The organism is Chryseobacterium sp. P1-3, assembly GCF_000738495.1.
In the GTDB taxonomy this organism is placed as follows: Bacteria; Bacteroidota; Bacteroidia; order Flavobacteriales; family Weeksellaceae; genus Chryseobacterium; species Chryseobacterium gallinarum.
Window position 1 is genome coordinate 64,774 of record NZ_JPEQ01000015.1, and the last position, 11,101, is coordinate 75,874.

Annotated in this window: 9 protein-coding genes, 3 tRNA genes and 2 pseudogenes; 4 read left to right on the forward strand and 10 right to left on the reverse strand. The window is 36.9% G+C overall.

Going from position 1 to position 11,101, the window contains the following annotated elements; genetic code table 11:
* Positions 1-48 precede the first annotated feature (48 nt).
* The 5 genes and pseudogenes from gldL to HX13_RS19370 form a co-directional block, all read right to left on the reverse strand.
* A complete protein-coding gene (gene gldL / locus HX13_RS19350; RefSeq protein ID WP_050022414.1) occupies positions 49-741 on the reverse strand; it encodes a gliding motility protein GldL in 693 nt (230 codons plus the stop codon).
* A 58-nt stretch (positions 742-799) separates the two neighbouring features.
* Positions 800-2,222: pseudogene (gene gldK / locus HX13_RS19355) on the reverse strand (gliding motility lipoprotein GldK).
* A 109-nt stretch (positions 2,223-2,331) separates the two neighbouring features.
* Complete coding sequence (gene glmS / locus HX13_RS19360) at positions 2,332-4,185, reverse strand: glutamine--fructose-6-phosphate transaminase (isomerizing) (protein WP_050022415.1); 1,854 nt, start codon at positions 4,183-4,185, stop codon at positions 2,332-2,334.
* Between the two features lie 28 nt (positions 4,186-4,213).
* The gene (locus HX13_RS19365) at positions 4,214-5,830 is read right to left on the reverse strand and encodes a DUF4270 family protein (RefSeq protein ID WP_050022416.1); all 1,617 of its coding nucleotides are present in this window, start codon (positions 5,828-5,830) and stop codon (positions 4,214-4,216) included.
* Positions 5,831-5,843: 13 nt separating this feature from the next.
* Positions 5,844-6,578, reverse strand: a complete 735-nt coding sequence (locus tag HX13_RS19370) for a glycogen/starch synthase (protein WP_050022417.1) — start codon at positions 6,576-6,578, stop codon at positions 5,844-5,846.
* A 208-nt stretch (positions 6,579-6,786) separates the two neighbouring features.
* On the opposite strand from HX13_RS19370, the gene panC reads away from it, so the two are divergent.
* Positions 6,787-7,635, forward strand: a complete 849-nt coding sequence (gene panC, locus HX13_RS19375; protein WP_050022418.1) for a pantoate--beta-alanine ligase — start codon at positions 6,787-6,789, stop codon at positions 7,633-7,635.
* A gap of 158 nt (positions 7,636-7,793) precedes the next feature.
* On the opposite strand, the gene HX13_RS19380 is transcribed toward panC, so the two are convergent.
* The 3 genes from HX13_RS19380 to HX13_RS19390 form a co-directional block, all read right to left on the reverse strand.
* Positions 7,794-7,866, reverse strand: a tRNA-Lys gene (locus HX13_RS19380).
* A 52-nt stretch (positions 7,867-7,918) separates the two neighbouring features.
* Positions 7,919-8,001, reverse strand: a tRNA-Leu gene (locus HX13_RS19385).
* A gap of 34 nt (positions 8,002-8,035) precedes the next feature.
* Positions 8,036-8,108: transfer RNA gene (locus tag HX13_RS19390), tRNA-Lys, on the reverse strand.
* 115 nt (positions 8,109-8,223) lie between these two features.
* Here HX13_RS19390 and HX13_RS19395 point away from each other — a divergent pair.
* The gene (locus tag HX13_RS19395; RefSeq protein WP_050022419.1) at positions 8,224-8,739 is read left to right on the forward strand and encodes a shikimate kinase; all 516 of its coding nucleotides are present in this window, start codon (positions 8,224-8,226) and stop codon (positions 8,737-8,739) included.
* 14 nt (positions 8,740-8,753) lie between these two features.
* Here HX13_RS19395 and HX13_RS19400 read toward each other — a convergent pair.
* A pseudogene (locus HX13_RS19400) lies at positions 8,754-9,193 on the reverse strand (RNA-binding S4 domain-containing protein).
* An 82-nt stretch (positions 9,194-9,275) separates the two neighbouring features.
* On the opposite strand from HX13_RS19400, the gene HX13_RS24950 reads away from it, so the two are divergent.
* Together HX13_RS24950 and HX13_RS19410 are read left to right on the forward strand one after the other, a co-directional pair.
* Positions 9,276-9,491, forward strand: coding sequence for a hypothetical protein (locus tag HX13_RS24950; RefSeq protein WP_050022420.1), 216 nt, complete (start codon positions 9,276-9,278; stop codon positions 9,489-9,491).
* Positions 9,460-10,038 (forward strand): hypothetical protein, encoded by a 579-nt coding sequence (locus HX13_RS19410; protein WP_050022421.1) that lies wholly within the window; start codon positions 9,460-9,462, stop codon positions 10,036-10,038. Before HX13_RS24950 ends, HX13_RS19410 begins: the two co-directional genes overlap by 32 nt.
* 64 nt (positions 10,039-10,102) lie before the next feature.
* Here the strand turns inward: HX13_RS19410 and HX13_RS19415 are convergent.
* Positions 10,103-11,101 (reverse strand): FMN-binding glutamate synthase family protein (locus HX13_RS19415; RefSeq protein WP_050022422.1); only part of this gene is annotated, 999 nt, incomplete at its 5' end.

Sequence of the window (11,101 nt, forward strand, 5' to 3'; positions counted from 1 at the left end):
TCTGTTTTTGTTTTTGATTAAGTAGTTAAATTTAGAAATGGTTAGGAATTAAGATTTCATAGCAGTTAGCATACCACCATAAACTCTATTTAGACTGTTCAGATTAGATGTTAAACCTTGTAACTCTTGATTGAATTTTTCAGACTGTTCTGCAGATTTCTGCATATCAGCCACATATTTAGCAGCAAATTCAGATTGCTTTTTACCGTTCTCAAGCTGCATCGCATATAAAGCATTCATACTTTCCATATGTTGAGCAGCTTTGTTTAACTGGTCATTATATTTATGAGTAGAAGCAGATACGTCAACTGTTTGGTTGATTTGATCTACAGAGTTTGAGAATTTATCAATTCCTGTTCTTAATCTTTCAAATAATTGAACGTCCAATTTAGCATCAGCAAGCATTTTGTCCAATTTATTGGAAAGGGAATTTTCTAACTCAGCAAATTGAGCACCTGCGTTCTTGGTTGTTACATTAGAGTGTAATGGATTTGGGTTAGCATGTTTATCTAATAATTCAGGATAAACATTTTCCCATGCATAAGACTCTTCAGTTTTTGGAGGGTCAAATGCAAAAATGATAAAGATAATCGCCTCTGTAATAAGCCCTACAGTAAGAGCTATATTACCGTTAATGGGTCCCAAGGTAATGTGAGTAATTTTAAGCCAAGCTCCAAGAATTACAATTGCAGCACCGAATGAATAGAAGAAATTCATCCAAGCATCTTTAGTCTTAAACATATTGAGTTAGTTTTTTTGTGTTAAATAAAATTGTATTGAAAAATAATTGTCTGGTTTATTATCTGTTAACTCTTCTTGGTTTAACAGCTGCTTCAGGAATATCCTGTACAGTTCTAAATCCGATATAGCTTCTTGCTGAGTCTTTTCTTTCCCAATCTCTCGCTCCTGTCATCAATGCATATCCTATATCTTTCCAAGATCCACCTCTTACAGATTTTTTTAGTATCCTTTTTATCTTTTGTAGAAGGATTTAATGTAGAAGAGAATCCATATGAAGAATTGTTGTATGCAGATTCTGTCCATTCAGAAACGTTTCCAGCCATATCAAATAACCCATATCCATTTTTCTTAAATTTCTTAACTGGAGCTGTATATGTATAAGTACCTTTTTTCTCGTCTTCCATGTAATTACCTCGCTTAGGCTTGAAGTTAGCCAGATAGCAACCTCTGTCATCCATTAAATATGGACCTCCCCAAGGGTAAGTAGCATTTTGCATTCCTCCTTTTGCGGCATATTCCCATTCGATTTCCGTAGGAAGTCGGAAAATCATTGGTTTTTGTTTTTTTCTTTTTAAGCTTTCGTTGTAATCAGATTTTAATTTGGTTCTGAAGTTACAATAAGCTCTTGCCTGGTCCCAGGTTACTCCGACTACCGGGTAGTTTTTGTAAGCTTTATGCCAGAAATATTGTTCAAATAATGGTTCGTTATAAGCAAAGTGAAAATCTTTTACCCACACAGTAGTGTCAGGATAAATTGCAATACTTTCACTCTTTAAATAATTAACCCCTCTTTCGTTATCAGCAAGTGCAGCATCCATATCTCCCCAACGGTATGTATATTTAAGCTTACTTACATCTAAAATTCTTTCGTTTCCTAATCTTGAAGAAGCAGGAAGATACATAGATTCCAACACTTCAGCATATTCTACATCCGGATATTTTGAGGTACTCCAGTGTAAAGGAATCTTCCAGTCTAATCTTTTGCTTGCATCATATCCTCCGTCTTCCCGGCCACCCTGGCCTTCCATATATTCTTGATAAGGTGTTAAGTTTTCTTCTTTTTTAGCAAGGTATGCATAATCTCCTATGCTTGCACCTCTACGCCCACCTTCGTCACCACCTTCTCCGGCAGCTTCAGCGAGTAAGGTTCTTGCGATAGAATCTCTTACATAGTTGATAAATACCCTGTATTCTGCATTAGTAGTCTCTGCTTCATCCATGAAGAAAGAAGAAACAGTAACTGTCTTCAATGATGCTTTTTCAGGTGTATTTGTTGGATCCTGATCTGCTAAACCAGCAACAAATGAACCTGCAGGAATTGCAACCATTCCGTATGGTCTTTCCGCAACAAATGATTTCGTTTTTTCTCTTGGTATCAATTCTCCTTTTGTTCCTGGCTTCCCTACAGAAGAGCTGCCACCACCTGAACAAGATACCGATGCTACTGACGCAGACAATAATAAAAGAAATATCCTTTTCATGTTAATTTTTATAATTAAGCCGTAAATATATAATTTTTTTAAGAAACTTTTAAGATTTTTTTTGAAATAACGGAAGAAATCTAAATTTATTTTATTTACAACATTTTTTTTATTCCACGGTTACAGATTTCGCCAGATTTCTCGGCTGATCTACGTTGGCTCCTCTATATACAGCAATATAGTAAGCAAGCAGCTGTAAAGGCACTGAAGCCACAATAGGTGAGAAACATTCTGATGTTTCCGGAATTTCAATGACATAGTCTGCCATTTCGCTCACCTGACGATCACCTTTGTTGACAACGGCAATAATTTTTCCTTTTCTCGCCTTGATTTCCTGAACGTTACTCACAATTTTGTCATAATGTCCTTTCTTAGGAGCTATAATAACAATCGGCATATTCTCATCAATCAGGGCAATAGGACCATGCTTCATTTCTGCTGCAGGGTATCCTTCTGCGTGAATATAGGAAATTTCTTTTAACTTTAAGGCTCCTTCCAATGCTGCAGGATAATTGTACCCTCTTCCCAGATAAAGGAAATTCGTAGCATTTACAAAATCTTTTGCTATCTCCTGGATCTGTTCATGTGTAGAGCTCAATACATCTTCCACTTTCTTCGGAATAGCATCTAATTCAGCAATCAGACTCATGAAATCTGCGTTTCCTAGGTTCCCGTTATGTTTCCCTAATTTAAATGCAATTAAAGTAAGAATTGTAAGCTGGGCTGTAAATGCTTTTGTAGAAGCAACACCAATCTCCGGACCTGCATGAGTATAAGAACCGGCGTCTGTAATTCTGGCAATAGAAGAGTCTACCACATTACAGATCCCGTATATAAATGCTCCCTTCTCTTTTGCCAGTTTTAAAGCAGCCATAGTATCAGCCGTCTCTCCTGATTGAGAAATGGCAATTACAACGTCTCTGTCTGTGATGATAGGGTTTCTGTATCTGAACTCAGAAGCATATTCTACTTCTACAGGAATTCTTCCATATTCTTCGATAAGGTATTCACCGATAAGGCCGGCATGCCAGGAAGTTCCGCAGGCGATGATGATAATTCTGTTGGCGTTTTTGAATTTTTCTATATGATCCCAGATTCCGGCCATTTTAATGATCCCTTCTCCTACAAGTAATCTCCCTCTCATGGTATCATGTATAGATTTAGGTTGCTCAAAAATTTCTTTAAGCATAAAATGCTCATAGCCACCTTTTTCAATCTGCTCCAGACTCAGTTTAAGCTGTTGGATTTCCGGCTCGATTTTAGAGTTCTCATTGATCGTCCTGATGTCTACACCGGTTTCTAAGGAAATAGTAGCCATATGTCCTTCCTCCAGGTAGATTGCTTCTTTTGTGAATTCCACAAAAGGGGAGGCATCGGAAGCAATAAAGTATTCCTTATCCCCAATGCCTATTGCTAAAGGAGATCCTAATCTTCCTACTACCAAAACACCCGGATAATCTTCATGAAGAACTGTAATGGCATACGCTCCATACACTTCATTCAATGCATATCTCACGGCAGTCGGGAAATCTATTTCCGGATTCAATTCCATAAAATACTGGATAAGATTAACCAGTACTTCTGTATCTGTTTCCGATTTGAAAGTAAATCCTTTTTCAACAAGCATTGTTTTAATGGTATCATAATTTTCAATAATACCATTGTGTACAATTGCTATTTTCCCATTGTTTGATAAATGCGGGTGTGAGTTTCTGTCACTTGGTACCCCATGGGTTGCCCAACGGGTATGCCCCATTCCAATCTTTGCTCTTCCTCTCAACCCTTCTGAAATACTCACCAGATCATCTACTTTACCTTTTGTTTTTTCAACTTCCAGTTTCTTATCTTCATTTTCCAAAACAATACCGGCACTGTCATATCCTCTGTATTCTAATCTTCTAAGACCATTGATAACAATATCATAGGCATCCTGAAAACCTGTATATCCTACTATTCCGCACATATTTTATTTTGTCTAGTGTTTATTGTGTTTAATTTTTCTTCGTTGCGTAAGTAACTCTTAACTGAGCTCTATTTGCATTTGTTTTATCAAGAGATCCTGTAAAAATGGTTCTGTTCATATCAAAAGCCCTGGTTGTGTATTTTGGTCCCAAAAGACTTCCTGAAGAATTTTTAACAAACGAACCCGGATTGATAAGCAGGGTCTTATTAGCTGCTGCTGTTTCAACAATATCTTTAACGGTCTTTGTTACTACAAAATCATAATATTCCGGACTCTTATTATAATAATACATTGTAAATCCTGCCAAAAGATCAGGTGTAAAGGCGGAGGAAACTAATTCTCCATCAACTCCTTTTTTATCATCTGCAGGAAGAATGGTAAATTTACGATCTCCTGCCACGGAATGTTTATTATTCCAGGTTTCAGGATCTACATATAGCCTGATTTTAGCACTTACAATACCCGCCTTATCTTTTTGATACAAATCTTTAAGGGCATTTATAGTCGATTCCGGAATTTTAATTCCTATGGAAGGACCTCCCATTCCCTGCACATAAAGCTTGGAATCACCATTATCCGCACTGCTTATTTTCAACGCCTCAGCAACCTCTGATCCTGTTCTGTTGTATTCATATTGCCCGATATGAGCGTTGGCAGCCCCCAGATTGAAAGCAAGAGATGTTTGCGGTCTGGTTACAACACCATTATCCGTTTTATCATATTTATAGTACATGATAAGTTCCATGTCATTAGCAGAAAACTGGAAAAGATATTTATCTGTTTCATCTGCAGAAATTTTTATCCCTTTAAAGTATCTGATAAAGTTAGCAGCATCCTGAAGCTCCGGTTTGCCTTTTTTATCAATGATACGAGTCTGGAAAAAATCCTTATCCAATTGCATTCTGAATCCTAAATTGCCTGTAAATACATTAGAATTATCAGACTTTTTGGTCACTGTTACACTGCTTACATTCCCATCAAAAACAGCAGAACCTAATAGTGCTCCGGTACTTACGCTCACATTAGAGCGCATAAATGTCTTGGAACTAGGATCTATAAATGTAGTGATTTCATGTACATTTATCTTCATAGAATTGGATGAACCTCCGATTTTACCATATTTACGAACAGGATAGGTTTTCTTTTCTATAGAAACAGGCACTTTTTCATTTCCAATCAGAAAGTCATTATTGTCATAGGCCCCCGGTGCTTTTAATGAATCTGCAAGATAATAGGTATCATCAGCTGTATTAGCAGGCATTCTCAGCACCAGAACAACAGAATCAACCTTGGCGTTAGGTCCGTTAAAATCAAAATTATCTGTAGGCATTCTCAGCTGTGTAAGATAAGAAGCCTTCTGCATCCCAAATTTGTTTTCTGTAAAAGCTCCCAACACTCCGATACTTGTAGAGGTACCCTGGGTATTCAACAGATTGATAAGTCTTGAAGCATCACTTCTGATGCTGTCATGATTATCGATATTATAAGCAATAAGTTCATAGGGAGTTTCTTTACCCTGTGCAGCATCCTGATTAAAGAGCTGTTCTCCAAGAGAATCCGGATCCGGTTCACAGTTATAAAGAATTGTACTTCCGAAAATCGCCAGTAACAGAACGGCGAATGTCCTTTTAAGAGTATGAGTCATTAAAAATGTGTTTTTAATAAAGTTGGTTGATAGAATCTATATCAAGATACTCTGATTTCTGAGTTGTCGTTGCATTGAAAGCCTGATCAAGGTCTTCATCCAGGAACTCATCTCCCTTTACAACAGTATCTACATAGTTCATACTTTCGATAACAAAACTTTTAATTGTCGGGTTATCTAACGCTTTTAATCCTGAAATATTATCGAATTTCAATTTTTCATCAATTTTCTTATCCAGGTCGGCATCCTTCTCATTGTAAAGAGAAAGAACAATTTTGGCGTCCTTAAAATAAGTATCGGATTCGTAATACGTTTTAAGATAAATTGGAACAAAAGAAGACATCCATCCGTTCAGATGAATTACATCAGGTACCCAGTTCAGCTTTTTGATGGTTTCTATCACCCCTCTGGCAAAGAAAATAGCTCTTTCGTCATTATCATCGAAAGGAGTTCCTTCATCGTCGAAATAGTACTGTTTTCTTTTGAAGTATTCTTCGTTATCAATAAAGTAAACCTGAAGTCTTTCCCCCGGAAGAGACGCTACTTTAATAATTAAGGGCTGATCCAGGTCATTGATAATAATATTCATTCCTGAAAGACGGATCACTTCATGAAGCTGGAATTTCCTTTCACTTATTTGTCCAAATCTTGGCATAAAAACTCTTACATCATTGCCTTCATTGTGCATCTTAAGTGCCATTTTGTTTACCACAGCAGCCATATTTGTATCTTCCTGATATGGATACATCTCTGTAGTAATGTACAGTATTTTTTTGATTCGGCATAAACTTTCTATCTAATTTTTGTAAAAATGCTTTAATGTGCAAAATTACAAAAAAACATCCAACATTATTTTAATTAACATTTTTTTACGAAATTTCCCATTTTCAAATTATTAAAAACACACATTATTATACGATATTTTTAGTATTTTTGAATTAGCATTAAAATAAACTATGGAAGTTATAAAAAACAGGAAAGTCCTTCAGGATTTCATTGAAAGACAGAAGGAAATGGGAAAGCGGATTGGTTTCGCCCCTACCATGGGAGCACTTCATCAAGGCCATCTTTCCCTGTATGAAAAAGCAAAAAATGAAAACGATCTTGTTATTTCTTCAATTTTTGTAAATCCGACTCAGTTCAATAACCCGGAAGATCTTGAAAAATATCCGCGGGATATCAACAGGGATATTTTGATCCTGGAAAAGTCCGGCCTAGTTGACGCCGTTTACATCCCTGAAGTAACAGATATATATCCTGAGAAGACACAAAGCCGGCACTACGATTTTGATGGTTTGGAAGATGAAATGGAAGGAAAGTCAAGACCGGGACATTTTGATGGTGTAGGAACGGTTGTGGAAGAGCTTTTCAGACAAGTACAGCCTGACCATGCCTATTTTGGAGAAAAAGATTTCCAACAGCTGGCTATCATTAAAAAAATGGTTGAAAAGAAACAACTTCCGGTTAAAATCATAGGAGTTCCTATTTACAGGGCAGAAAACGGGCTTGCCTTAAGCTCGAGGAATCAAAGGCTTCATGAAGACCGAAAAGAAGCTTCAAAAGTTATCTTTGAAACATTGAAGAAAGTAAATGACTGGTTCAGAACAGTCTCTATACCCGAAATCAAAGACAGGGTAAGAGATATTTTCGATAACCAGCAGGGGATGAAGCTGGAGTACTTTTTGATTGCAGATGAGAAAACCCTCCAGGAAACTGATTTTTTCTACAAAGACAGAAATTTCAGGGCTTTCATAGTGGTAGTGGTAGATGGTGTAAGATTGATTGACAATATGCATTTGGATTAGGATACATTGTTTTATAAAAGTAAACTCTGATTGTAATGGTCAGAGTTTTTATATTAATTTACTCCATACAGAAAAATCAAAGGCCTCCTGAAGGAAGCCTTTGAAACACCAAATCACAAAATATTAATATGAAAAAAATTTACTTTTCAGTAAACTTGTGACCCGGCTGGGATTCGAACCCAGGACCCATACATTAAAAGTGTATTGCTCTACCAGCTGAGCTACCGAGTCGGCCACAATTAAAATGAATAACATCCATCTTAATTATTAATTTTCTTTGCAGTGCCTGCGACTGGACTCGAACCAGCACATCCTTAGGAAACCACCCCCTCAAGATGGCGTGTCTACCAATTTCACCACGCAGGCAATAAAATTACAGCATTTAGTAATCTCTTGCTCGTGACCCGGCTGGGATTCGAACCCAGGACCCATACATTAAAAGTGTATTGCTCTACCAGCTGAGCTACCGAGTCGGCCACTTATTCATCAAGTTTTCATTTAAGTAATGTCCCTTGTTTTAAGTGGTGCAAAGATATGACTTTTTTCGTTATCTCAAAACTTTTTTGCAAATTTGTTCAAAAAAAATTCATGGTAATTTCACTGATCGGATACATGGGAAGTGGCAAATCTCACATTTCCAAAATATTAAGCGAAAAAATAAATTTCAGACTCATTGACCTGGATAAAGAGATTTCCAAAAGAAATAAATTAACCATTCCTGAAATTTTTGAAAAAAAGGGAGAAATCTATTTTAGAAAACTTGAAAGAGAAACCCTGGAAGAAATTCTGGCTTCCGAAGAAAATCTGGTTTTAAGCCTCGGTGGTGGTACTCCTGTTTACTATAATAATATGGAAATCATCAATCATAATTCTAAAAGTGTTTTTTTGAGAACATCTGTAGGCACGCTGGTGGAAAGACTTTCTAAACAAAAAGAAAAAAGACCCCTGATTGCCAATATTTCCGATAAGGACCTTCCTGAATTTATTGCCAAACACCTGTTTGAAAGAAATCAATTTTACAGTAAAGCTCAGTTTAGTGTAGGAACCGATGGTAGGGAGCCTGACGACATTGTTAATGAAATAATAGAAAAGCTCTATCTCTAGAGCCTTTTCTGTTTTTAATCTTCTTCTTCAGAATCATCATCCGTTTCTCCGAAAAAATCGTCCCAATCAGTAAAATCTGATGAAATGTCATTTCCTACATATTCATCCATCTCTCTTCTGTCTTTTTTGGTAGGTCTTCCTTCCCCTTTATTTCTATAATAATCCTGAGACATCTTACGAAGCTTCAGCAATTCGTATTGTTCTTTATCTGTCACATCCTGTATATGGAGTGGAACCAGCTTTGCCCCAATTCTGCTTTTCGGTATCTGGATTACTTTTATTTTATAATCAATCTGATTTTTACGGATTTTAATAACATCACCTTCTTTTACCTCTTTTGATGACTTCACGGCAGATGTTCCAATAGAAACTCTATTCTTTTTTTATCTCTTCTGCCGCAATGCTTCTCGTCTTATAAAAACGAATGCTCCATAAAAAATTTATCTATTCTCATAATTTTTTTATACTTTTGCCGTTATATTATCTGTAAAGTAATTAAAGTTTTTTTGAAATGAAAAAAATATTTTTATATATCCTTGCGGGATCTTTGTGTTTTTCTGCATGTAAGAAAAAGTGATGATGATGTAAACACGTATGTGGAACCCGAAGACATTAATGTCCAAAACAGCTATGATGATCAGGCTATTAAGAAATTCATGGATGAGAATTACCTGGATGTCCAAGGAAATATAAAGTCTTTCAGTGCTACTGATACTGCTGATGATAAAGAGAAAAAAATTATCTCAGCTTGATTATAAAACTTTACCTTCAGGTACTATTTATATCATAAGAGATGGTGCCCAGCCGCCAACATCAACACCTCCAAAGGATCTAACTATTAAACCCAATGATAGTATGAGAATTATGGTGAGGGCCAATTCTTATTTAGCTACTCTCAGCGATGGCAAAGGAGCTTTTACTGCATCAGCAACTTTCATCAATACGATCAATGGAAATGGAGTTCCCGTACTTGATCCTACCTTCTATTATATTTCCAATGTAGAAGGTAAGAAAAATCCCTTAATCAAAAATGCAACTACCGATGCCGCAAAGCAACCAGGCTATTATGTGATTAGTGGATTCAATGAGGCTCTGCAAAAATTCAATGCGTACGATAATATTTCCAATTCTACTCCCTACAATTTACAAGGGGTAATTATTGTTCCTTCAAGAGCTGCTTTTGCCAGAAATCCTCATTACCCTTATAATTATGCAGGGTACGCATCTCCTATTTCCCTGAGAAACAGAAGTTTTGTTTTCAATTTCCAGGTTTATGGAAGAGAGGCCAGGCCTTATTAAAAATACTATAAAAAAATAAAGACCGCTTTTTTTTCAAGCGGTCTTTATTTTTTTATATTTCTGATTAAGATCTTGCTTTTTGTTTTACATTTCCTAAGATATCCGGGAAATACAGATCTGCAAGATGATCAAATTCATCTCCTCTCATAAACATTGTTGCATCCACCTCTTCATAAGAGCTTCTTCCTGCTGCTGCAATGAGTTCATTACAAGTGTGAAGGGTATTTTTATGGAAATGATATACTCTTTCGCTTTTATCTGTCACATCCAATCCTTTGATCAGCATTTTATCCTGTGTGGCAACTCCTGTAGGGCAGTTATTGGAATTACATCTTAGCGCCTGGATACATCCCAGAGAGAACATAAATCCTCTTGCATTATTACACATATCTGCTCCCATTGCAATTGCCCTTAAGATATCCAGACTGGTTAGAACCTTACCACTGGCAATTACCCTTAATTTATTCCTTACGTTATAGTTATTCAGGGTTCTGTTTACAAATATCAGGGCCGGTTCCAAAGGCATCCCTACTCCATCAGAAAATTCCGGTGGTGCAGCTCCTGTCCCTCCTTCTGCTCCGTCTATTGTAATAAAGTCAGGATAAATTTTCAGAACATTCATTTGCACACAGATATCTTCAAATTCCTTAGTATCCCCGATGCAGAGTTTAAACCCAACCGGTTTACCTCCTGAAAGCTCCCTTAATTCCTGCACAAACCTCAACAATCCCGCTGCATCTGAAAAAGCTGTATGTGAAGGTGGCGAAATTACCGTCATTCCCGGAGTTACGTGACGAATGGCAGCAATCTCCGGCGTATTTTTCACCCCCGGAAGCACCCCTCCATGGCCAGGCTTAGCCCCCTGTGATAGTTTGATTTCAATCATTTTCACATTAGGAAGTGTAGCATATTTCGTAAACAATTCAGGATTGAATTTTCCTTCTTCGTCCCTGCATCCAAAATACCCGGTTCCGATCTGCCAGCATAAATCTCCTCCTTCCAAATGATAAGGAGAAATACCTCCTTCCCCTGTATTATGATAAAAATTACCCTTTTTAGCCCC